This is a genomic window from Rhodoglobus galactosidasius (assembly GCF_054957775.1).
In genome coordinates this window covers 132,620-152,550 of sequence record NZ_JBQIAV010000003.1, presented here as the reverse complement: position 1 = coordinate 152,550, position 19,931 = coordinate 132,620, and the positions used below count along the sequence as shown (strand labels likewise).

The following is a 19,931-nucleotide window of genomic DNA, read 5'->3' as shown; positions in this document are numbered from 1 at the left end:
GCGGTGACGCTAGTTCAGGATGACGAACTCGCCGTCCTGAACGATCTGCACGAGGGCGTCGTGTTCAACGTCGCGGTTCGCGTTCAGAGTCACATTACCGAGAACGGTAGGAACATCGGTGATGTCGCCGAGGCCCGTCTTAATGTCGTCGCGTTCGCCCGAACAGGTGGTGCGCACTGCCTGGTCGATGATCTGCATTCCTGCGTATGCTTGCGCGGCGAACTGATCTGGAGCCGAGCTGTACGTCGCAGTGAAGTCCTCGATGAACTTCACGTTCTGCGGGTTGTCGGAGGCCGAGTTCCAGGCGGCACCCACGATGACGCCCTCAGCTGCTTCGCCGGCGCCAGTGATGAGAGCCGGTGAATTGAAACCGTTGCCACCGATGATCGGAGTATCAATACCGATTTCGCGGGCCTGGGTGACGAGCGGCACAGCCGCATCAATGAGACCAGAAACGATGATCGCGTCCGCGTTGGACTGCTTGGCCTTATTGAGCAGGGCGCGGAAGTCGGTGTCTGACTTGGAGAATGTGAGGGTGTCGGCTACGTCGACGTTCTGGTCCTCAAGTGCCGCGGCAAAAGCCTGATAACCGGATTCGGTGAAAGCGTCATCGTTGGCGTACATGACAACGACCTTCTTCACCCCGAGCTTGTCAACGGCAGCCTTGACGGTCTGCGGGATAACAGCATCCTCGGTGAGCGAATCGCGGAAGATGTAGTCGCCGATGTCGGTGATGCCAGCTGCGGTATTCGACACGCCGAGCACGGGAACCTGCGCGTCCTGCGCGATCGGGTCCGTCTGCTTCGCTGTGTTGGACAGGGTCGGGCCGATGATGATGCTGGCGCCCGAGCTGATGAAGGTGTCGAATACCTGGATGGCCTGTTTCGGGTCGGTCGCATCGTCTTCGATGGTGAGGTCGTAAGTGACTCCACCAACCGCGTTCAGGTCTTTAACGGCGAGTTCCAGTGCGTTCTTTTGGCCTTCACCATATTGGGCGGCAGCACCGGTGAGGCTGAACGCGGCGGCGATGGGCACGGCGGAATCGATGACGCATTCCGCTCCGGTTCCTGTTCCCGTCAGGCCGCCATCGGCGGTCGAATCCGTTCCCGCGGGGGTGCTGCAAGCGGTGAGGACGAGCAATAGGGTTGAACCGCAGACAGCGGCAGAGAGCAGTTTTCTTCTCATAGTGGACCTCCTTGGCCAAGGTGCGCGAGTCGCCTAGCGCCTAGACAAACCCGTCTGGGCGAGTCTATCTTTCCTCCCCTCGAACCGGGACGCCAAATATTCGGGCGTGGAATTTAGGCATCATCACGTTTCGGTTACGAGCCCCTCTGCAGGTGCAGGCCGGGGCCACGCGGCTAGAACAGTGGCCAGAGCACCGCAAGCATTTCCCCATGCGGGGCGGGAAACCGAGCGTCGGAACGCAGCAGATTGCACCGCTCGGCGAGCGCAGCGATCTCGACATCGCTGCGCAACCCCGCGAGGGTGTGGCTGAGGCCACCGGCAAGCTGTGACAGCGGTGCAATTCGGGCCCATCGTCGTGGAATAGACGCACGGAAAGTTCTGGATCCACTCCCCCATTCAACCCAACGTTTTCTAGATTCTGCAACAGTCTGGATGCCCACGGCAACGATTCACGCAGGCGAGTCATCACCCGAGCTACGGCGTCGAGGGTTCGTCCCAGGTTGGGGATTCTGGCCACCAAACTCCGTGAGTTCGCGCCCGGCCGAGAATCGGGTCGACAAATGCTCCTATGACCTTCACTACGTCAGCAAACTCCGCGGGGAGTTCCTCTTCGCGGTGGACGCGCGATCGCCACGCACGCCATTTGGGCTGGGCGATACTCGGCATCTCTTCTAGACTTGGCAGCAGCGGGCTCAGCTCTGCCTGTCGATGGTCAGCGACAGCGGAAAGCGAGGCGGCAAGTTCTTGCGCATCGACGGTGTGTGCTCGGATGAGGGTGTAAATGTCAGCGAAGTCACGCCAGCGGGTATTTGCATCACCACGTTCGATGGCCGTGACTACTTTCTCTGCGAGAACCATCGTCAGCTAGCTGAGTGACAGCAATCTGTCGGATGCGGGCTGCCACCTCATCGGCATCGTTGGCGAACCGGGTGGCCTGCAGTACGGCTCACAGCAGGATTTCGAGTGCGTTCCGAAGGGCCGGTCGGGACTGCGGAAAGTCGTGCGCCATCGTCAACAAAGCTCCCGCCGTGTTTCCACGCATGCGGAGCCACCGCTTCAGGGCTGTGACAGCAAGGCCACTCCCCCACTCATACCGCAGCCGAAAGAGGTCAATGATTGTGCGCTCAGCCGAGTACAGGCCTATGGTCAGGCCCCCCCGGAAGCGCGTGCTCCTTGCGGCCGATCTCGAATGTAGCGGCCGAGAAACGGTGCCATGCGATTGGGGCATAGTGCGTTTTGATTGGGTGCGTTCCGCGCGGGATTGCAATGTCACTGCTACGGGGGATTTCATCAGTCAGTTCGTGCAGGGCGAGTGCGGTGAGCAGACAGAGCGTCGCGGTCGGTCGTTTCACGGCGATCGCCATCCACGCTGCGGTCGTGTCGTCAGTGCTATTCGTACGCAGGAACGTTCCCGGTGCGATGCGCTCGTATTCGCCTAACTCAAGCAGGCGATCAAACTGGTGTCGTGTGATCTTTCTGTCGGCAAGTGGGTGCACTCAAAAGGATCGATACGATCATTCGTGTCTAGGGCTGCCAGCTTCTCGATAACTTTTACTGTGAGGCTGAGCGCATGACTCAACTGCTGATCGTGATGGTGACCGCCCTTGCGGTGATCGCCGCTGCGACCCTCCTCGGCCCTCGTTTCGGCGTCGCGTCACCACTCGTCTTGGTTGCGATCGGTGTTGCTGCCAGCCTTCTGCCCGCGTTCGAGTCGGTGCAGATTGACCCTCAACTTATTCTTCTGGGCATCCTGCCGCCGCTGCTCTATTCGGCTGCGGTGTCGTTGCCGACGATGAATTTCCGGCGTGAGTTCGGCGCAATCGGGGCCTTGTCTGTCGTGCTTGTCGTGGGCACGTCGCTCATTTTGGGTGTGTTCTTCATGCTGGCAATTCCCGGGCTTGGGTTTGCTTGGGGTGTGGCACTGGGCGCAATCGTTAGCCCCACGGATGCTGTCGCAGCATCCATCATCAAGCAGACTCCGGTGTCGAAGCGGGTGGTGGCGATGCTCGACGGCGAGAGCCTGCTGAACGATGCCACGGCGCTAACACTGCTGAGGGCTGCGATCGTGGCGACTGCCACCTCGTTCTCTTTCTGGGGTGTGGTTGCCTCGTTCTCATATTCGGTCGTTATCGCGCTCATCATTGGTGGCGCGGTCGGCTTGCTTAACCTAGTGGTTCGTAAGCGCATTACTGACCCGACAGTCAACACTGCGCTGTCGTTTACTGTTCCGTTTGTTGCCGCCATCCCTGCGGAGCTTCTGGGGGCTTCTGGGCTGGTCGCTGCGGTTGTCGCGGGCCTCGTGACCGGCGTCCGAGCAGCGCGTGTTCTTTCACCACAAAACCGTATGTCGGATTCCCAGAACTGGCGCATGATCGAGCTTGTGCTTGAGGGCAGCATTTTCTTGATGATGGGGTTGCAGATTTCGGCCATTCTGACGGATGTCGAGAATGACGACGCTGGGATCAAGGCTGCCGTGCTCATTGCGGTGGGGGCGCTCGTGATCACTGTTCTTGTGCGCGCGGCTTTTGTGGCACCGCTGCTCGCCGTGCTGACCCGTCGATCGCGGCGGCACGCCACAATGAAGCCCCGAATGGAAGTGATTCAGGAGCGACTGACTACACCGCAAGAGATTCTGGATGCGCCGGAGCACCCGAGCGGGCTCACTCCCACCAAGTCGGCGCGCTACGTTGAGCGGGTCACGTCACTGGTGACGCGCTCTCTCGCCGACATCGACTATTTCTTGCGCGAACCGCTCGGCTGGCGCGAGGGAACCACCGTGATGTGGGCGGGTATGCGCGGTGCGATCACTGTCGCGGCAGCGCAGTCGCTCCCCTCGGATACTCCGCTGCGATCAACGCTCGTGCTCATCGCGTTCGTGGTCGCCGCGCTGTCGCTTCTGGTTCAGGGCGGCACGATTGGTGCCCTTGTTCGACGCATCTCCCCCAAGGTTGATGACGCGGTGCAGGATGAGCGGGCCACCGCTGAGCGCACGAGGCTCTTCGCGCTGCTCAAGGCAAGCGCCGCGACGGTGCCGAAGCCTGCGGTGGTGGGCGACGAGGTAGAAATCGGCGCGGTAGATGGCGACCAGTTGGATGGCGGCGACCACGCAGCGGCGGACGACGACTATGCGCCTCGCCGAGCCCGCTTCGAGGCGGACAAACAGCACCGGCTCGCAGTCATTAGTGCGCAGCGCACGGCCCTCCTCGATGCGCGCGACAACGGCATCTTCGATTCCGACCTGCTCGAGAATGCGTTGGACAATCTCGATGCGACACAGATCACGCTGGAGATGCGCGGCAAGCCCGTTGGCTGAGCGCAACGCGATTGCGACATCCACCGTACGGCCGTGTTTCTTGACACGATCCGAAAGAGCAAACGCGACAGTAGGTTAAGTGGCTCCGAAGGAGCATGATGTCCTCATGAAGCCGGAAGCCGCGCGACCAGATCGCACGCTCATCGCGATCCTTTCCATCATTGCTGCCATTGTGGTGATCGCCCTCGTGGTGGTCTTCACCCGCGGTGGGCCAGCGGATGTGGACCCCGCAACGCCGGAAGGTGTCGTGCAGTCGTACTCGCGCGCGATGGTCGACAGTGACTACACGGCGGCACGGGACTTTCTCGCTTCCGATATTCGCGACAACTGCGAGCGGGCCGAGCCGAGCATGATTCAGGGCCTTCGGATGACCGTCATTTCGTCGAAGAATAGCGGCGATACCGCGGTGGTGCGGGTGGCGATGGAACGCCGCGCTGGCGAGTTCGGCGGTTCAGGCTACGAATCTGACGAAGTTTTTACGATGATTCGCGAGGGCGGACTGTGGAAGATTGAAACGACTCCGTGGGACCTGACCTTGTGCTACAACCAAGGAATTCGCGAATGACCTCCACGACGCCAACTCCCAGCGCGACACCTGCAGTCGGAGGCGTGCAAACTGTCCGGCGCGTGATCACGTATTTGTTGCTGGCGGCCACGGTGATCATCGCTGCGAGCGGTCTGAGTGGCCTCTTGGAACGGCTGTTCACGGCCAACCGCGTCGAGGTGAGTTTTGACAATTTCGGTCTGGCAACATCGCTGGCCTCTGCCATCATTGCGGGCCCCCTCGCCGCGCTCCTGTGGTGGCTGACGTGGCGTGACGCGGCCATTGCCCGCGACCGGGCATCCGTCATCTGGCCGGTGTACCTCGTGATCATGTCCACGGTGGCGCTTCTCGTCTCCACGATCGCGCTCTTCTCTTGGGTAGCTAGTGCCATCACCGCCGGTTGGGACCCGTATGGGCTCGCCGTGGGTATCGTGTGGGGGCTTGTGTGGCTGTGGCATTACTGGATGTGGCGGCATCCCCGTAAGGCACCCACAAGGCTTCCGGGTGCCGCCCCCGCGATCGCCTCCCTGATCGGCCTGACGTACGCGGCAGGCGGACTGGTCTTCGCTTTGGGGAGACTCATCGACTCCGCTGTCGACACGTTCACGGGCAGTGTCGTGGTCAGCGACCCGGTGTGGCAGCTGGTGATGCAGTCACTGGTGTGGGCGGTCGGTGGCGCGCTTCTGTGGTGGTGGCACTGGTTCCGCGTGGGTGTTCGCAGGCAGTCGTTCGGGTTCACGAATGTGATCCTCGTCTTCACTGCGGGTCTCGCCTCGTATGCCGTACTCGCTTGGGGCTTCACGCTCACCCTGTCGGCCATTCTCGAGTTGGTGACGGGGTTGCAGCAACCGCTCGCTGTCACACTCGATCCGTTGGGTATCGCGCTTGCAAGTGCGGCCGTTGGTGCGCTGGTTCTCGTGTATCACGCCCGTGTTGTTGTTACGCGGTCCGCCGGAGTTTGCGCGGCAACCAGGTTGGCGAGTGCAGGTGTCTCGCTGGCGTACGCGGCGTCGGGTGTCGGCGTGACCCTGAATGCGCTGCTGGCAACGTCAAGCAACTCGATCGTCGAGGGCAACATCCGGAGTCTGCTGCTGGGTGGGCTCAGTGCGTTGCTTGTCGGCGGTGTGTTCTGGTGGATGACGTGGCGCCCGCTTGAGGCGTCAACCCCCGAACGTGTGGCGACTCCGGGGCGGCGCATCTTCCTCGTGATCATTTTTGGTGTCAGCGCGTTGGTGGCGCTCATCACGTTGCTCGTGATCGGGTTCCAACTGTTCTCGTTCCTGCTCGATGGGAGCAGCGGTGAGACCTTCATTGAACGTTCACGTCAGGCGCTCGGACTACTCACGGCAACGGTTCTCGTGGCGAGCTACCATTTCGCGATCTGGAAGAAGGATCGCGCCTCTGACGTCGCCGAAGAACGCGTCCGCCGCATTGAGCGTGTGACACTCGTGACCTCCAACGACAGCGCCGAACTCATCGACGCAGTGCGCGCCTCCACGGGTGCGCGTGTCACAGTGCTTCGCCGCACGGATGCGGCGGAGGGTGAACCGGATGTCGCAGCGATCGTCGCCGCACTCGACGGCATTGAGGCCAATGACGTGCTGGTTGTGGCGGGAGCGAACGCCAAGGTCGAAGTTATTCGGATCAACGGGTGAGTTCGCTAGTCAGCTGGATGTGCGTTGACAACACATCCGTTTTTATCAAGCTATTTCCATTTTAGGAAAAATTGATAAAACACCATAAAATCGCTAAATTGACAGCATGGATAGTAGGACAAACCCTTACACGCCCAATGCGGGAGCCGCGCCAGAGCTAGTGGTTGGTCGAACTGATCAGCTAGAAAGTTTCAAGATCCTGCTTGGCCGCCTAGGCAGCGGCCGTACCGAACAGTCCATGATCATGACTGGCCTCCGGGGCGTTGGAAAAACGGTTCTCCTTGGAGAGTTTCGCGAGCTTGCACTGGCCGAGAAATGGCGCGTAGTCGAGATAGAAGCAAGTAAGCACGATGAAAGCAGCTTCCGAAAGCGAATGTACGCCGAATTGCGCTCGGCCCTCTTCGAGATATCTCCACGTAATAAGTGGGGAGATCGCGCTAAGCGTGCCGCTAGCGCGCTGACGTCCTTCGGGATTTCAAGTCAACCAGACGGTGGATTCACTGTCTCCATGGGTGTGTCCTCCGTCGAAGGCCTAGCAGATCACGGCGACTTGGCAATGGATCTCTCCGATCTTCTGGTGGCGCTCGGAGAAGCGGCCCAAGAGCACAAAACCGGACTCGTCCTCCTTGTCGACGAGGTCCAATTTCTGACCAAAATTCAGCTGGAAGCGCTTATCCAAGCAATTCACAAGACTGTTCAACGCAGGCTTCCCGTCACCTTCGTTGGCGCCGGACTGCCGCAAATTGCCGAACTCGCGGGTGACGCTAAATCGTATGCTGAGAGGCTATTCAAGTTCCCGAAAATTGACTCGTTAGGCGAATCGGATGCAAAGCTGGCGTTTACTAAGCCTGCGGAAGTCGAGGGCACATACTTCACCGATGAAGCCCTCGAGCTGGCATTCGAGATAACACGTGGATATCCCTACTTCATTCAGGAATTGGGATATCAAGTCTGGGCCATTGGATCAAACGACTGCATAGAGCGTGAAGATGTCGAGGCGGCGCGAGAAGCATACGAAGCCAAGTTGGATAGCTCCTTCTTCCGAGTCCGGTTAAACCGCGCAACCGCTCATCAAACAATGTATATGCGGGCGATGGCTCAACTTGGCCCGCAGCCACAGAAAGCGGCCGACGTTGCACGATTGCTAGGCAAAGAGTCAAACCAAGTCGGCCCGACTCGCGCCGAACTCATCAATATGGGCTTGCTCTACACCCCAGAACATGGCTACGCAGCCTTTACTGTTCCAGACTTTGACAAATTCATGATGCGTGCAGTTCCCATGCTCGAACAGCCGCCCGCGAAACGAAGTAATTCAACGAGCTAAGGTCGTTCAATGCTTGGCTGCTACGACTCGCTCATCAAGTTCTGTGAGCAGATAGTGACGTAGAAATTCGACACTCTCTAACTTTTCCACCAAGACGAATGGCAAAGTGTCTAGCGCGCGTGCTCAGGCAGTTGGAGCGAAACCAGAAACGTTGAACCTAGCAGAAAACAAAGAAAAAGCCCGGCAAATCCGGGCGGTGGGAGTTGCTCCCTAAATGTTTTGCTGGGGTACCTGGACTCGAACCAAGAACAAAAGAATCAGAATCTTCCGTGTTGCCAATTACACCATACCCCACAGGATTCAGCCGGAGCCGAACCGATTTACTACTTTAGCGCATCCTGAGCGGGCTGTGGTTCACACTGCCAGCTGAGCCACAAATGCGCGCCGACAACGTGGCGTTAGAGCAAGTCGCGGTTGATGACTGCGGCAACCTGAGCGCCGTCACCGGCGGCAACGATGAGCTGCTGGGGGCCGGGCGGGGTGGCATCACCGATCGCATAGGCGCCAGCCGTGGTGGTACGGCCGGCAGCGTCAACGACGATCAGACCCTCCGAGTCGAGCGCGAGCTGCAGTCCCTGCGCATAGTCGAGCGCGGTCTCATAGTCGGGGCGAACAAACGCGGCCTCGCGCGGGACAGTTTCGCCGTCGGCGAGCACAACACCGTTGAGCCCATCGCGGTCACCCGAAACATCCGCCACTTCACGACGATCCACCCGGATGCCGCGGTCAGCCAGCGCCGCCTCATCCGCCTCACTCACATACCCAATGCCCTGAGTGAAGACGATCAGATCGCGGCTCCACTGCGACAACAGCAGCGCTCGCTCCGCCAGGTCATCACTGTGACCGATCAGCGCGATCGGACGATCCGCATACTCATAGCCGTCACACTCCATGCAGGAGTGGATGCTCGTGCCATAGAACGCCCGCAGCGTCGGCAACTTTGGCAGAACCTCACGCAATCCGGTCGCGATCAACACCGTGCGGGTCGTGACTGCTCCCCCACGATGTGTGACCGTGAAGCCGACGTTTTCGCCAGCTGCAGCAGAACCCGCAGGAGCCTCGCCGTCAGCACGGGCGACAGCGACACCACCCTCAAGCGGCACAAGGCTCTCGACGATCGTGCGCTCAAACGCAACGTTCGGATACTGCTCAAGCTCCTCACGCCCCATCTTGCGCAGCTCGAGAGGAGAAATACCATCGCGGCTCAGAAAGCCGTGAGAGTGGAACGTCGCCGAATTGCGGGGGCGATTGCTGTCGAGCACCAGCGTGCGCCGGCGCGCCCGCGCAAGATTCAGGGCAGCGCTGAGTCCGGCCGGTCCGCCGCCGACAATGACAACATCCCAGTCGAACTGCTCGCTCATAGCTGTGCGCGCAGCGCTCCCAGGCGAGCCAGAGTCGACTCCTTGCCCAGCAGTTCCATTGACTCGAACAGCGGCGGGCTGATGCGGCGACCAGCGATCGCACTCCGCAACGGACCAAATGCCAACCGTGGCTTCATTTCTTTCACATCAATAAGTTCGGCGCGGAGAGCCGCTTCGATTGCATCGTGCGTCCACGAATCCAGATCCGTCAGCACGGCGATAGAAGCATCCAGAACCTCAGGGCCCTCGGCCTTGGGCATTGCATCTGCCTCAACGACAAGTTCAGCATCCGGGGTGAACAAGAACTGCAACAGTGCGGGCGCATCACCCAGCAACTGCATGCGCTCCTGCACGAGAGGCGCTGCACTCGCGAGCGTCGCCAGCTCAGCTTCGGTCGGCTCAGTCGAAATCACGTCAGCAGCAACCAGATACGGCACCAGACGCCCCGCAAACTCCTCAGCTGACAGCAGACGGATGTGGTCGCCATTCAACGACTCCGCCTTCTTCACATCGAAGCGGGCCGGGCTCGGGTTCACATTCACCACGTCGAACGCCGCAATCATCTCCTCGACGGAGAAGACATCGCGGTCGGGGGCGAGTGACCAGCCCAGCAGCGACAGGTAGTTGATGAGACCCTCGGGGATGAACCCGCGGTCACGGTGGTGGAACAGGCTCGCCTCGGGGTCGCGCTTGGAGAGCTTCTTGTTGCCCTCGCCCATCACGTAAGGCAGGTGACCAAAGCGCGGGATCGCATCCGTGAGACCGATCTCAATGAGCGCCGTGTAGAGGGCGATCTGGCGAGGAGTGCTCGAGAGCAGGTCTTCACCGCGCAGCACGTGCGTGATGCCCATGAGCGCGTCATCCACGGGGTTCACGAACGTGTAGAGCGGGGCACCATTCGGGCGCACCACAACGAAGTCAGAGAACGAGCCGGCGGGGAACGTGATGTCGCCACGAACCAGATCGTCAAAGCTCAGATCGGAGTCAGGTACCCGCAAACGCAGTGCCGGCTGGCGACCCTCTTCCTTGAATGCCGCGATCTGCTCAGCAGTGAGGTCACGCTCGAAGTTGTCGTAGCCCTGCTTGGGGTCGCGACCGTTAGCCACGTTGCGGGCCTCAATCTCTTCACCCGTCGCAAAAGACTCGTAGAGGTGACCGGAAGCCTTCAGCTTCTCAATAACCTCAAGGTAAATATCGGTGCGCTGCGACTGGCGGTACGGCTCGTGCGGGCCACCCGTCTCCACGCCTTCGTCCCAGTCAAGACCCAACCAGCTCATCGCGTCGAGAAGCTGCACGTAGCTCTCTTCGCTGTCGCGAGCGGCATCCGTATCTTCAATACGGAACACCATCTTGCCGCCCATGTGGCGCGCATACGCCCAGTTAAACAGGGCAGTGCGAATCAGCCCAACGTGGGGCGTACCCGTGGGGGACGGACAAAACCGAACGCGAACGTCGGAAGCGGTTGCAGTAGAAAATGGCGCAGACATTGCGCCCATTCTACCGAGAAGCGGTGCGCACCGGGTTGCTCAGCGTGCCGATGCCCTCGATCGTGATCTCGACGGTGTCGCCGTGCACAATCGGCCCGACGCCCGCGGGGGTTCCCGTGAGAATCAGATCGCCCGGCAGCAGCGTGAACACGCTCGACGCATACGCGACCAAGGATGTCACCGAGTGCACCATCTGGTCGACGGTTCCGTCTTGCTTCAGGTCACCATTCACCGTCGTGCGGATGCTCTGCGATGCCACCTCGAACTCGGTCTCGATCACGGGCCCGAGGGGGCAGAACGTGTCGAAGCCTTTAGCGCGAGACCACTGGCCGTCCTTCTTCTGAAGGTCGCGTGCCGTTACATCGTTCGCGATTGTGTAGCCGAAGATCACGCTGTCAGCGTCAGCCTCGGCCACGTTCTTGGCGATGCTGCCGATGACGACAGCCAGCTCACCTTCGAAACTCACGTGCTCGCTCTGCGGCGGCAGCATGATGGCATCCCCCGGGCCAACCACAGAGGTGTTGGGCTTCAGAAACATCATCGGCTCGGTCGGAGTCTCATTGCCGAGCTCCTTCGCGTGCTCTGAGTAGTTGCGGCCAATAGCCACAACCTTCGAGCGCGGAATGACCGGTGCCACAATCTTGATTTCCGACAGCGGCAAGCGCTCCTCGGTCGTCTCGAAGCCATTGAACATGGGATCACCGGTCAGAACAACAATTTCGTCGCCGTCGATGATGCCATAGCGGGCTCCCGTGCCAGAACTGAAACGAGCTACCTTCATGCGTCGAGCCTCATCATCCAGCCGTGCTTGTCTTCACGACGGCCATATTGGATGTCGGTGAGCTCTTCGCGCAGCGACATCGTCAATTCGCCGGCCGGAGCATCCGCCGACCCAAACTCAACACCATCCCCCTTGAGCAGGGCAAGGGGCGTGATGACCGCGGCGGTTCCGCAGGCAAACATCTCGGTGATCTCGCCAGACTCAACGCCCTCGCGCCACTCGTCGAGAGTCACGCGGCGACGCTCAACCTTGTGGCCGCGGTCTTCAGCAAGCTGAAGCACGGAGTCCCGCGTGATGCCCTCGAGGATCGACTCGGAGTGCGGAGTAACAAGGGTTCCATCTTTCTTGACGAGAACCACGTTCATTCCACCGAGCTCTTCGATGTACTTGCCCTCTTCGGCATCCAAGAACAACACCTGGGCGCAGCCCTGTTCAGCAGCTTCTTGCTGAGCGATAAGCGACGACGCGTAGTTGCCGCCCGTCTTTGCCGCGCCTGTGCCACCCTTGCCTGCGCGAGTGAAGTTTGTCGAGATCCAGATCGATACGGGAGCAACGCCACCGGGGAAGTACGCTCCAGCAGGGCTAGCGATCACGAAGTAGTTGACTTTCTTCGCAGCACGCACACCGAGGAATGCCTCTTTGGCAAACATGAAGGGGCGCAGGTAGAGGCTCGTCTCAGGTGCGTTCGGCACCCAGTCGCCATCAACCGCGATGATCTGCTTGAGCGAATCAATGAAGGCATCGATCGGCAGCTCAGGCAGCGCCATCCGGCGAGCGGAACGCTGCAGGCGTGCACCATTAGCTTCGGGGCGGAACGACCAGATCGAACCATCCTCGTGACGGAACGCCTTCAGGCCCTCGAAGATCTCCTGGCCATAGTGCAACACTGCTGCGGCCGGATCGAGCTCGATGGGGCCGTACGGCTGAACGCGCGGACGGTGCCACCCGCCCATCTCCGACCAGCACACATCAACCATGTGGTCAGTGAAGTTCACACCGAAACCGGGGTTCGCCAAAACCGCGTCTCGCTCTTCGACAGAGCGTGGCTCTTGGTTCTCCTTAACCATGAACGTGAGGGGGCGAGCAGCCAACAGATTCTTCATGCGATGTCCTTAATGACGTTCAGCCACAATGGCGGTGGGTTAATTCTGCGCTACAGCGTCGGCAATTGCACTGCCAATCTCAGACGTGGACCGTGCGGTGGTGCCACGAGCGCTGAGATCAGCTTCAACAGCCGCAGAAACGCGGGCTGCGGCATCCGATTCGCCGAACTGTGACAGCAGCAATGCGATCGACAGGATTGCCGCCGTAGGGTCAGCAAGTTGTTTGCCCGCAATGTCAGGCGCTGAGCCATGGACCGGCTCAAACATCGAGGGGAATGCCCCGCTCGGGTTGAGATTGCCGGAGGCGGCCAAACCGATGCCGCCGCTGATGGCCGCTGCGAGGTCTGTGATGATGTCACCAAAAAGGTTGTCAGTGACGATGACGTCAAATGTACTCGGTTGTGTGACCATAAAGATCGTGGCCGCATCAACGTGCATGTAGTCGACCTCGACCTCGGGAAACTCGCTGGCGACACGATCGACTGTCGACTGCCACAGCCCACCAGCGTGAACGAGCACGTTGGTCTTGTGCACGAGGGTGACCTTCTTGCGGTCGCGCCCCATCGCGTGAGCAAAAGCAAAACGAACCACACGCTCGACACCGAACGCCGTGTTGATTGAAACTTCAGTCGCAATCTCGTGCGGAGTGCCGGTGCGGATGCGCCCACCATTGCCCACGTAAGGGCCCTCGGTGCCCTCCCTCACGACAACAAAGTCCACCGCGCCAGGGTTAGCCAGCGGTGACGTCACGCCGGGAAAAATCGTTGTGGGGCGCAAGTTCACGTGGTGATCGAGCGCAAAGCGCAGCTTCAGCAACAGACCGCGCTCAATGATTCCGCCCGTGAGGCGAGGATCGCGCGGGTCTCCCCCGACAGCACCCAACAGGATCGCGTCGTGCGTGGCGAGCTCGTCGATGTCGGAGTCTTCGAGAATGGTGCCCGACTCGAGGTAGTGGCTTGCGCCGAAGGGAAACTCGGTGGTCGAAACATCCACACCGGTTGCCTTCAGCACCTTGAGCGCTTCGGCCACAACTTCGGGCCCAATACCATCACCGGGAATGACTGCAAGCTTGATCTGAGAAGGCATACAAATACAGTACCGGTGCGCACACGGTGTGGGCCGCACAGCGGATATAGAGCTTTTTCCCCGCGCGCTGAACTAATTTTCCATTCCTGAATGTTTTCTGATTGCGTCCTGTGCGTATTTCGCCAATAATTGGTCGTATGAGTATTGGAACCGGAATTGTCTTATTTGTTATTGGCGCGATTCTTACGTTCGCGCTCGACCTTCAAGTGCAAGGAGTGAACTTCGACCTCATCGGCTACATCTTGATGGGCGCCGGAGCGGTCGTGTTCATCATTGGCCTCGTGCTAATGATGCGTAAGCGCACCTCCGTCACCACCGTGCACAACGGCACCGATGGAGTGAATGGCTCCGTCAGCGAGCGCCGCACCACTAACACGACCCCCGACGAAACCATCTAACGACCACAAACATTTACACCGACTGCGCAGGACGATTTAATCGTCCTGCGCAGTCGTTAGTTAAGTCGGTTACCACGCCACCCAGCCATTAGGAAGTTGCGTGAGTCTGGCGCGAGCGTGCTTGACCTGCTCCGTTGATTCAGTTGGCGGCCCCATTTTGCCCGAGCCTCCGTAACTGCCTGTACTGGCCTGGATTTTCCAGTCGTAACGAGGGTGACGACCGCGTGAGAGCGCTTCGCTCAGTCCTCCCGCCGCTACCGCGAGAACCTGCCATTCCATCTCGGCGGCGACATCCTCCCACCCGTCGTCACAGGCATCACAGCCACAATCAGGGAACAGGAAGTCGGTGAGCGCCCCAGCATGGACGATCACCGAGGGAAAGCTCGTGAACACGAACGTGAGCGGAGCAGCGCGAGGGTTGTGTGGCGTTAGCCGAACGGCCCGCACCACGTCATCGCGGGTACGCATGATGTCCCTAGCGCTCGCGAGGTCGTCACTCACGTCGACCCCGTAGGTCTCGACGAGATGCGCAATCAGCGCCTCCGCGACAGTGTGCAGAGGCTGCAAGCGCTCAAGGTTCGAAGTGACGCTGTACGTGTCTTCCAGGGGCTGACCCATGCCCCACCGCTCGCCATAGGGAATGACGTTGCCCGCGGCATCCCGAAACTCAGGAGCCTCTATCGAAGGCCGAACATAGGCGGACATGTCTTGATTCTAAAACGATCTCGCGCTTCACCATGCTCCCCTCCCCACCATGAACCTTTTCCCATAAGTGTTACCGAGATTCATCTTTACTAACAGTTTTGCAATAAGTGTTAGTAAAATCAGGCACGAGTAACACCACACCGGAAAAGGAGACGGGAATGAGCAACGCCGATTACCAGCCCACGGAGCTCAGGGTGCCTGCTACCACACACGAAACCCACATCTGGACAGTCGATCCAGATGGCCCGTTCAGCCGGTCAGAACGAAGCCGTGGCTCAGGACCATACTCATCAACCATCCCCGCCGCGCTCGCAAGCTATAGTCCCGCGCTATCAAGCGAGATGGCGGCAGATCTCGACGATGCCGCACAATCGCTCATAGCGTTTGACACCCACGCAGCAATCACCCTAGGCCGCGACAATCCAGCGCTGGGGCCGATGAGTGCCGTCTTGCTGCGCACCGAGTCCTCCACCTCATCGCAAATCGAGAACCTCACGGCGGGTGCGCGGCAGATAGCGCTCGCAGAACTCAACGAATCCCTCAGCCAGAACGCAACAATCATCGTCGCGAACGTACGCGCCCTAGAAGCCGCTCTTCGGCTTGCGTCAGAGCTCAACGAATCCAGCATTCTCAGCATGCACCGAGAGCTACTAATCAATCAGCCCGGATGGGAAGACCATGCTGGTGTGTACCGAACCGAGCTCGTCTGGGTCGGTGGCGGTCGAAGCTCACCTCGCGCTGCGCAGCACATCGCCGCGCAAAGCGAACGGATCGCCCCCGCGATGAAGGACCTCGTAGAGTTCATCGGTCGCGATGACATTCCCGTGCTTGCTCAGACGGCGATCGCCCACGCGCAGTTCGAAACCATCCACCCGTTCGCTGACGGCAACGGACGCACGGGACGCGCACTTGTGCAGTCGATGTTGCGCGGAAAAGGCCTCATAACTAACGCAACAGCGCCGATTTCAGCTGGGCTCCTGAGAGACACCGAAACTTACTTCTCTGCGTTGACCGCCTACCGGGAAGGCAACGCCGCGCCCATCGTTCGACAATTCGCGGAGGCGTCCCGGTATGCGGCGCACACCGGAAAAAAACTCGTAAACGACCTTGCTGCGCAGCAAGAGTCAGCACGCAAAAAACTCTGGCCACTTCGAAAGCAAGCCGGAGCGTGGCAAGTGCTCCCCCACCTCATTGCTCAACCAGTGATCAACGCCGCATATTTGCGGGCGAAACTCGGGATGAATGCGATGAGCGCTGGCCGAGCGCTCACCCAACTCACCGAGGCCGGAGTATTGCGTGAAGCGACCGGTCTGCGACGCAACCGGGTGTGGCAACAACCCGAGATTCTCAGCATCCTAGACGACTATGCGGCGAGCATCCGCCGCAACTAGGCCCCCCACACGAAACGGGCGCACCCCGTGTTAGCACGATGCGCCCGTTCAGACAACTGCCGTTTTGAGCGGCAACTCACACTATGCGTCGACGATATCGATCGCGTGCACGTAGCGGGCGTCGATACGCTCTGCAACTGTTGCGAGCACCTCTGCGGATGCCTGCGAGTCGACCGTAAGAACCGAGAGCGCGTTGCCGCCTTCGCTTTCACGCGCGATCTGCATGCCTGCGATGTTGATGTCGGCGTCGCCGAATTCCTTGCCGAACACGGCAACGATTCCCGTGCGGTCTTCGTACATCATCACGATCAGGTGATCCGCGAGCGGAACCTCAATGTCGTAACCGTTGATCTCAACGATCTTCTCAAGCTGCTTATTGCCAACAAGCGTTCCTGAAACCGAAACCTGCGAGCCGTCAGCAAGCGAGCCACGGATCGTTAGCAGGTTGCGGTATTCGGGGCTCACTGCATCCGTAATCAAACGAACGGTGAGTCCACGCTGGTCGGCGAGCACCGGAGCGTTGACGTAGCTGACCGTCTCGGACACCACATTGGTGAAGATGCCCTTGAGAGCCGCAAGCTTGAGCACGTTAACATCGAACTCAACGATCTCGCCGCGAACCTCAATGTCAACAGCGGTGAGGGGGCTGTCTGACAGACCAGAAAAGACCTGGCCAAGCTTTTCCATGAGCGGGATACCGGGGCGCACGCTCTCGTCGATAATTCCACCAGCAACGTTCACAGCGTCAGGCACGAGCTCGCCACCGAGGGCAAGACGAACCGACCTAGCAACCGAAACGCCAGCCTTCTCCTGAGCCTCCGCAGTCGAAGCGCCAAGGTGCGGGGTGACAATGACGTTGTCGAGAGCAAGAAGCGGCGACCCTGTGGGCGGCTCGCTCACGAACACATCAAGACCGGCACCGGCAATGCGGCGCGACTTGAGGGCCGTGTAGAGCGCATCTTCGTCGATGAGGCCACCACGGGCAACATTCACGATGTATGCGGTGGACTTCATGTGAGCAAACTGCTCAGTCGAAATCATGCCCGTCGTTTCGGGCGTCTTCGGCATGTGGATGGTGATGAAGTCTGAACGCTGCAACAGCTCGTCGAGCGAGACGAGGGTGACACCCATCTGCTGCGCGCGAGTCGCCGTGACGTAGGGGTCGTAAGCGATGATGTTCGTGCCGAAGCTCTGCATCCGCTCAGTAATCAGCCCACCAATGCGGCCCAGGCCGATGATGCCGATCGTCTTCTCAAACAGCTCAGTGCCCGAGTACTGCGAACGCTTCCACTGCCCCTGCGCGAGAGCGCCATGAGCGGCAGGAATGTGACGCGCCAAGCTCAGGATGTGCCCAACGGTCAGCTCAGCGGCCGAGATGATGTTCGAGGTTGGCGCATTGACGACCATCACACCAGCAGCCGTGGCCGCCTTGATGTCCACGTTGTCGAGGCCGACACCGGCGCGCGCAATGACCTTCAGGTCAGGGGCGGCGGCAAGAGCATCGACATCCATGTTGGTTGCTGAACGGATGAGAACGGCCTGCGCATCAGCGAGCGCAGACTTCAGAGCGCCACGGTCGGTGCCATCGATGTTTCGTATCTCAAAGTCGGGCCCGAGGGCGTCAACTGTTGCGGGGGAAAGTTCTTCGGCGATCACAACGATCGGCTTGGCCACAGATCTGGTCCTTCAATTCGCGGGGACTTCGCGCTGACACAGCGAAGGCTGCTTGAATACACAACTACTGCAACTTTAGCCGCGACGGGAAGCCGCCGTTGCCATGTGACGACTCAGTGCGACGATTGACCCATGATGGATGCCGCCGAAATCGCCCAGTGGGTGTTGCGAATCGCCCTCGCGCTCGCGTTTATCGGCATGGGCGTCAGCCACTTTGTTGCCGCCCCCGCACGCACAATGGCGGCTATGATCCCACCCGCACTGCGCCACAAGCGGATGCCCTCCCCCAGCGTTCTCGTGACAATCACCGGACTCTGCGAAGTTGCCGGAGGTCTTGGTCTGCTGTGGGAACCCACCCGCTTTATTGCCGGAATCGCGCTTGTACTCTTTCTGATTGCCGTATTCCCCGCCAACGCGTATGCGTCCGAGCATCCGGAACGCTTCGGGCGTGTAGCAACCCCGTTCTGGCCGCGCTATTTCGCACAACTGCTGCTCATCACACTCTGCCTGCTCGCGGCTGTGTAGTCCGCGCCGTGAACCCCTGCACAACAAATTCGAACTTTCTCTCAGCAGCACACAACGAAACCGTGCACTCCATCGTCTACCTAGGTAGGAGGACACAATGCCCACAAAAACAGTGCTCAAGAAGATTGCCCCACTGATCACCATCAGCCTGCTCGCTCTCGCCGGGTGTGCGGGCTCTGCATCGGATGTCGGCTCTGATGAGCCGCCGCTCGACAGCGGGCCCGGCTACGGCGACGGACAAACCCCTGGCGACCCGATCCCGGTTGAAGGGATCGACGGCACGTGGACCTTCCTCGATGGCATCGATGCGTCAGGCACCATGACTGTCGACGCAACGGTGACGCTCGTGATCTCCGGTGGCAGCATCGTTGGTCAATCGGCGTGTAACAGCTATGTAGGGGCCCTCGACGGCGAACCTACTGACTTCATGGTCAAAAATTTGACCCGGACGGAGCGTGCCTGCCCTGATACCGCGCTCATGGAGTTCGATGATCGCTACTTCTCCGCCCTCGACCTCGCGACCACCGCGGTGCCCACCGGCGGAAGCCTCGTACTGCAAGGCGACGGCGTGACAATGAATTTCCTGCCTAAGCAGTCGCTGCCCGAGGGGTAGTCGCGCCGCGATAGCGCGACAGGAAGTGCACGCTCACTACTCCCCCGCCGACGAATGCGCCACCTGCTAGCTGCGGCGCGCCATCCACAGCCGATCGGTGTTCGCCCAGCGCGCCCGACTGATCGCGATCAGCACGAGTGCGATGGCAATAATGAACGCCGCGATGCCGAGCACGTAGACCGTGACTCCGCCCCATCCGTCTGGGCCGCCTGGCTGCAGGAATGGGTAAGGGAACCATCCGTCGAGCGCACCCCGGGAGAACGTAAACGCCAACCACGCAAGCGGGTAGATGATGACAATGCGCACGTCGCGCATCCGCAGCACTGGTCGTGACGGCGCCAATACCCAGTCAACAACCAAGAACAGCGGCACCCAGACGTGGATTACCTCGTTCGGCCACTGAATGCCGACATAGCCGTCGTCGGGGATTCCGCGTAGCAGCACGTTATAGACCCCAGCGGTCACAACCGCATAGGAGACGACGGATGCTCGCAACACCGCCAGCAGCGTCGACTCGCGTTCACGGCGCCACGCCACCAGCCCGCTCAGCGCAAGTATCACGACGTTGATCAGGCTCGACTGAATAGTGAAGTAGCTGAAGTACTCCTTTGCCACAAAGTCATTGTGGATCGACTCGTCGACAACCTGAGTGGCGATGCTGGCAAAGACAAGCGCTGCCGCCACAAGTCGGAGTGCGCCAAACACGCGCGATGCGGTGCCGACATCGAAGGTGGGCTCTGGGGATGCGAGTTCTGGGGAGATTCGCTGCGCGTTCGCTGTCACTCC

At 60.1% G+C, this 19,931-nt stretch carries 18 protein-coding genes and 1 tRNA gene; 8 read left to right on the top strand and 11 right to left on the bottom strand.

Annotated elements, in window-relative coordinates:
• Window positions 1-9: 9 nt before the first annotated feature.
• On the bottom strand, window positions 10-1,185 hold the full coding sequence (locus tag ACTJJW_RS04945; protein ID WP_462643028.1) for an ABC transporter substrate-binding protein: 1,176 nt from the start codon (window positions 1,183-1,185) through the stop codon (window positions 10-12).
• A gap of 474 nt (window positions 1,186-1,659) precedes the next feature.
• Window positions 1,660-2,043, bottom strand: coding sequence for a nucleotidyl transferase AbiEii/AbiGii toxin family protein (locus ACTJJW_RS04940; RefSeq protein WP_462643027.1), 384 nt, complete (start codon window positions 2,041-2,043; stop codon window positions 1,660-1,662).
• Window positions 2,044-2,755: 712 nt separating this feature from the next.
• Between ACTJJW_RS04940 and ACTJJW_RS04935 the strand changes: the two genes are divergently transcribed.
• The 4 genes from ACTJJW_RS04935 (at window position 2,756) to ACTJJW_RS04920 (ending at window position 8,021) form a co-directional block, all read left to right on the top strand.
• A complete protein-coding gene (locus tag ACTJJW_RS04935) occupies window positions 2,756-4,498 on the top strand; it encodes a cation:proton antiporter (protein ID WP_462643026.1) in 1,743 nt (580 codons plus the stop codon).
• 79 nt (window positions 4,499-4,577) lie between these two features.
• The gene (locus ACTJJW_RS04930) at window positions 4,578-5,063 is read left to right on the top strand and encodes a nuclear transport factor 2 family protein (RefSeq protein WP_462643025.1); all 486 of its coding nucleotides are present in this window, start codon (window positions 4,578-4,580) and stop codon (window positions 5,061-5,063) included.
• Window positions 5,060-6,697 (top strand): DUF5671 domain-containing protein, encoded by a 1,638-nt coding sequence (locus ACTJJW_RS04925; RefSeq protein ID WP_462643024.1) that lies wholly within the window; start codon window positions 5,060-5,062, stop codon window positions 6,695-6,697. The genes ACTJJW_RS04930 and ACTJJW_RS04925 overlap by 4 nt, the downstream gene beginning before the upstream one ends.
• Window positions 6,698-6,803: 106 nt before the next feature.
• Window positions 6,804-8,021, top strand: a complete 1,218-nt coding sequence (locus ACTJJW_RS04920) for an ATP-binding protein (protein WP_462643023.1) — start codon at window positions 6,804-6,806, stop codon at window positions 8,019-8,021.
• Between the two features lie 222 nt (window positions 8,022-8,243).
• Here the strand turns inward: ACTJJW_RS04920 and ACTJJW_RS04915 are convergent.
• From ACTJJW_RS04915 to ACTJJW_RS04890, 6 genes are all read right to left on the bottom strand, one after another.
• Window positions 8,244-8,315, bottom strand: a tRNA-Gln gene (locus tag ACTJJW_RS04915).
• Between the two features lie 104 nt (window positions 8,316-8,419).
• Complete coding sequence (locus tag ACTJJW_RS04910) at window positions 8,420-9,382, bottom strand: NAD(P)/FAD-dependent oxidoreductase (RefSeq protein ID WP_462643022.1); 963 nt, start codon at window positions 9,380-9,382, stop codon at window positions 8,420-8,422.
• Window positions 9,379-10,869 carry a glutamate--tRNA ligase gene (gltX, locus tag ACTJJW_RS04905; RefSeq protein ID WP_462643021.1) on the bottom strand — a complete coding sequence of 497 codons (1,491 nt, stop codon included), beginning with the start codon at window positions 10,867-10,869 and terminating at the stop codon, window positions 9,379-9,381. The genes ACTJJW_RS04910 and gltX overlap by 4 nt, the downstream gene beginning before the upstream one ends.
• A 10-nt stretch (window positions 10,870-10,879) precedes the next feature.
• On the bottom strand, window positions 10,880-11,650 hold the full coding sequence (locus ACTJJW_RS04900; protein WP_462643020.1) for a fumarylacetoacetate hydrolase family protein: 771 nt from the start codon (window positions 11,648-11,650) through the stop codon (window positions 10,880-10,882).
• Window positions 11,647-12,753, bottom strand: coding sequence for a branched-chain amino acid aminotransferase (locus tag ACTJJW_RS04895; RefSeq protein ID WP_462643019.1), 1,107 nt, complete (start codon window positions 12,751-12,753; stop codon window positions 11,647-11,649). Before ACTJJW_RS04895 ends, ACTJJW_RS04900 begins: the two co-directional genes overlap by 4 nt.
• Before the next feature lie 39 nt (window positions 12,754-12,792).
• On the bottom strand, window positions 12,793-13,839 hold the full coding sequence (locus tag ACTJJW_RS04890; RefSeq protein WP_462643018.1) for a 3-isopropylmalate dehydrogenase: 1,047 nt from the start codon (window positions 13,837-13,839) through the stop codon (window positions 12,793-12,795).
• Window positions 13,840-13,976: 137 nt separating this feature from the next.
• On the opposite strand from ACTJJW_RS04890, the gene ACTJJW_RS04885 reads away from it, so the two are divergent.
• Entirely contained in the window at window positions 13,977-14,237 is a 261-nt protein-coding gene (locus ACTJJW_RS04885) for a DUF6458 family protein (protein WP_462643017.1), read from the top strand.
• A 69-nt stretch (window positions 14,238-14,306) separates the two neighbouring features.
• Here ACTJJW_RS04885 and ACTJJW_RS04880 read toward each other — a convergent pair whose 3' ends face one another.
• Window positions 14,307-14,942 (bottom strand): DUF6226 family protein, encoded by a 636-nt coding sequence (locus ACTJJW_RS04880; protein WP_462643016.1) that lies wholly within the window; start codon window positions 14,940-14,942, stop codon window positions 14,307-14,309.
• Between the two features lie 158 nt (window positions 14,943-15,100).
• Here ACTJJW_RS04880 and ACTJJW_RS04875 point away from each other — a divergent pair, with 158 nt between their 5' ends.
• The gene (locus ACTJJW_RS04875) at window positions 15,101-16,333 is read left to right on the top strand and encodes a Fic family protein (protein WP_462643015.1); all 1,233 of its coding nucleotides are present in this window, start codon (window positions 15,101-15,103) and stop codon (window positions 16,331-16,333) included.
• 81 nt (window positions 16,334-16,414) lie between these two features.
• On the opposite strand, the gene serA is transcribed toward ACTJJW_RS04875, so the two are convergent.
• Window positions 16,415-18,007, bottom strand: coding sequence for a phosphoglycerate dehydrogenase (serA, locus tag ACTJJW_RS04870; RefSeq protein WP_462643014.1), 1,593 nt, complete (start codon window positions 18,005-18,007; stop codon window positions 16,415-16,417).
• Window positions 18,008-18,139: 132 nt separating this feature from the next.
• Between serA and ACTJJW_RS04865 the strand changes: the two genes are divergently transcribed.
• Together ACTJJW_RS04865 and ACTJJW_RS04860 are read left to right on the top strand one after the other, a co-directional pair.
• Entirely contained in the window at window positions 18,140-18,532 is a 393-nt protein-coding gene (locus tag ACTJJW_RS04865; protein ID WP_462643013.1) for a DoxX family protein, read from the top strand.
• A 97-nt stretch (window positions 18,533-18,629) separates the two neighbouring features.
• The gene (locus ACTJJW_RS04860) at window positions 18,630-19,145 is read left to right on the top strand and encodes an META domain-containing protein (RefSeq protein ID WP_462643012.1); all 516 of its coding nucleotides are present in this window, start codon (window positions 18,630-18,632) and stop codon (window positions 19,143-19,145) included.
• Window positions 19,146-19,211: 66 nt separating this feature from the next.
• On the opposite strand, the gene ACTJJW_RS04855 is transcribed toward ACTJJW_RS04860, so the two are convergent.
• Window positions 19,212-19,928: a Pr6Pr family membrane protein gene (locus ACTJJW_RS04855; RefSeq protein WP_462643011.1), complete on the bottom strand. Its 717-nt coding sequence runs from the start codon at window positions 19,926-19,928 to the stop codon at window positions 19,212-19,214.
• Window positions 19,929-19,931 lie beyond the last annotated feature (3 nt).

Coding starts and splice junctions, on each gene's coding strand:
- ACTJJW_RS04945 (WP_462643028.1), bottom strand. CDS start 1,185: ATGAGAAGAAAACTGCTCTCTGCCGCTGTCTGCGGTTCAACCCTATTG.
- ACTJJW_RS04940 (WP_462643027.1), bottom strand. CDS start 2,043: ATGGTTCTCGCAGAGAAAGTAGTCACGGCCATCGAACGTGGTGATGCA.
- ACTJJW_RS04935 (WP_462643026.1), top strand. CDS start 2,756: ATGACTCAACTGCTGATCGTGATGGTGACCGCCCTTGCGGTGATCGCC.
- ACTJJW_RS04925 (WP_462643024.1), top strand. CDS start 5,060: ATGACCTCCACGACGCCAACTCCCAGCGCGACACCTGCAGTCGGAGGC.
- ACTJJW_RS04920 (WP_462643023.1), top strand. CDS start 6,804: ATGGATAGTAGGACAAACCCTTACACGCCCAATGCGGGAGCCGCGCCA.
- ACTJJW_RS04910 (WP_462643022.1), bottom strand. CDS start 9,382: ATGAGCGAGCAGTTCGACTGGGATGTTGTCATTGTCGGCGGCGGACCG.
- gltX (WP_462643021.1), bottom strand. CDS start 10,869: ATGTCTGCGCCATTTTCTACTGCAACCGCTTCCGACGTTCGCGTTCGG.
- ACTJJW_RS04900 (WP_462643020.1), bottom strand. CDS start 11,650: ATGAAGGTAGCTCGTTTCAGTTCTGGCACGGGAGCCCGCTATGGCATC.
- ACTJJW_RS04895 (WP_462643019.1), bottom strand. CDS start 12,753: ATGAAGAATCTGTTGGCTGCTCGCCCCCTCACGTTCATGGTTAAGGAG.
- ACTJJW_RS04890 (WP_462643018.1), bottom strand. CDS start 13,839: ATGCCTTCTCAGATCAAGCTTGCAGTCATTCCCGGTGATGGTATTGGG.
- ACTJJW_RS04885 (WP_462643017.1), top strand. CDS start 13,977: ATGAGTATTGGAACCGGAATTGTCTTATTTGTTATTGGCGCGATTCTT.
- ACTJJW_RS04880 (WP_462643016.1), bottom strand. CDS start 14,942: ATGTCCGCCTATGTTCGGCCTTCGATAGAGGCTCCTGAGTTTCGGGAT.
- ACTJJW_RS04875 (WP_462643015.1), top strand. CDS start 15,101: ATGAGCAACGCCGATTACCAGCCCACGGAGCTCAGGGTGCCTGCTACC.
- ACTJJW_RS04865 (WP_462643013.1), top strand. CDS start 18,140: ATGATGGATGCCGCCGAAATCGCCCAGTGGGTGTTGCGAATCGCCCTC.
- ACTJJW_RS04860 (WP_462643012.1), top strand. CDS start 18,630: ATGCCCACAAAAACAGTGCTCAAGAAGATTGCCCCACTGATCACCATC.